This window comes from Streptomyces chilikensis, assembly GCF_001642695.1.
Classification (GTDB): domain Bacteria; phylum Actinomycetota; class Actinomycetes; order Streptomycetales; family Streptomycetaceae; genus Streptomyces; species Streptomyces chilikensis.
The window spans coordinates 2,936,181-2,938,051 of the sequence record NZ_LWCC02000005.1; the positions used below are offsets into that span (position 1 = coordinate 2,936,181).

Sequence of the window (1,871 nt, forward strand, 5' to 3'; positions counted from 1 at the left end):
CGGCGCGCCCTCACGGCGGCGGCGCTCGCGGTCGCGGGGGCGGCCGCGGCGACGGCGTGGTGGCTGTCCGCCCCGGGCGGCGGCGACGAGACCCCCCCGACGGCGCCGACGGCGCCCGGGGTCTCCTCCACGGCCCCCTGACGCGCGTGCGGCGTTCCGCCCCGGTGCCCAGGGGTGTGGCCCTGGCCGCCGGGCGGAGCCGTTACGCTGGAGGGCGTGGCAGTCGTCGATGTATCCGAAGAGCTGAAGTCCCTCTCCTCGACCATGGAGTCGATCGAGGCCGTCCTGGACCTCGACAAGCTGAGGGCAGACATCGCCGTGCTCGAGGAGCAGGCGGCCGCGCCCTCCCTCTGGGACGACCCGGAGGCGGCGCAGAAGATCACCAGCAAGCTGTCGCACCTCCAGGCCGAGGTCCGCAAGGCCGAGGCGCTGCGCGGCCGGATCGACGACCTCGCCGTCCTCTTCGAGATGGCCGAGGAGGAGGACGACCCGGACACCAGGGCCGAGGCCGAGGCCGAGCTCACCGCGGTGAGGAAGGCGCTGGACGAGATGGAGGTCCGCACCCTCCTCTCCGGCGAGTACGACGCCCGCGAGGCGCTGGTCAACATCCGCGCCGAGGCCGGCGGCGTCGACGCCGCGGACTTCGCCGAGCAGCTGCAGCGCATGTACCTGCGCTGGGCCGAGCGCCACGGCTACAAGACCGACGTCTACGAGACCTCCTACGCGGAGGAGGCCGGCATCAAGTCGACCACCTTCGTCGTCCAGGTCCCGTACGCCTACGGCACCCTCTCCGTCGAGCAGGGCACGCACCGCCTGGTGCGCATCTCCCCGTTCGACAACCAGGGCCGCCGCCAGACCTCCTTCGCGGGCGTCGAGGTGCTGCCGGTCGTCGAGCAGACCGACCACATCGAGATCGACGAGTCCGAACTGCGCGTGGACGTGTACCGCTCCTCCGGCCCCGGCGGCCAGGGCGTCAACACGACCGACTCCGCGGTCCGCCTGACCCACATCCCGACCGGCATCGTCGTCTCCTGCCAGAACGAGCGGTCGCAGATCCAGAACAAGGCGACGGCGATGAACGTCCTCCAGGCCAAGCTGCTCGAGCGGCGCCGCCAGGAGGAGCAGGCCAAGATGGACGCCCTGAAGGGCGACGGCGGCAACAGCTGGGGCAACCAGATGCGGTCGTACGTCCTGCACCCGTACCAGATGGTCAAGGACCTGCGGACGGAGTTCGAGGTCGGCAACCCGCAGGCCGTCCTGGACGGCGAGATCGACGGCTTCCTCGAGGCCGGCATCCGCTGGCGCAAGCAGCAGGAGAAGTAGCTCCCGGTCAGTCAGGGTCAGACCGGTTTTCGCAACTGCCGTCCTTCGGGGCGGCAGTTGTCGTTTTGTGCGCGTGAAGTGAAGCAACTTGACGATGCTTTGGATTATCGGAAGGGTTAGGTTCGGCATGCGTTGACGGGGGCGCATGTGAACCGGGGGTCCGTCGAGACGACGCCCCGTTGATCACCACCCCCAGGACGCGGCCTCCCTGACTACAGCTACTGGGGGTAGCAGACACATGAGCAGAAAGACACGGGTCCGCATCGCGCGGATCGCCGCGGGTGCGGTGATGGCGGCCGGCGCGTCGCTGACCGCGGCGGGCGCGGCTTCGGCCTTCGGCGGCGACGACGTCGAGATCGGGATCACCAGCGGTGAGGCCGACGGCGGCACCTCCGAGGGCGGCGACAACGGCGGCGGCGGTGACGACGGCGGCGCGGCCGCCGGTGTCATCGCGGGCGGCGACGGTGGCGGCGGCGAGGACGGCGGCGTGATCGCCGGTGTCATCGCGGGCGGCGACGGTGGCGGCGACGTCGGCGGTGGAGACGTGG

At 71.2% G+C, this 1,871-nt stretch carries 1 protein-coding gene and 1 pseudogene; both read left to right on the forward strand.

Annotated elements, in window-relative coordinates:
• The first annotated feature begins 216 nt into the window (after positions 1–216).
• The gene (gene prfB / locus A2U95_RS13120) at positions 217–1,323 is read left to right on the forward strand and encodes a peptide chain release factor 2 (RefSeq protein ID WP_166022298.1); all 1,107 of its coding nucleotides are present in this window, start codon (positions 217–219) and stop codon (positions 1,321–1,323) included.
• Positions 1,324–1,561: 238 nt separating this feature from the next.
• A pseudogene (locus A2U95_RS32665) lies at positions 1,562–1,871 on the forward strand (hypothetical protein); the annotation flags it as partial.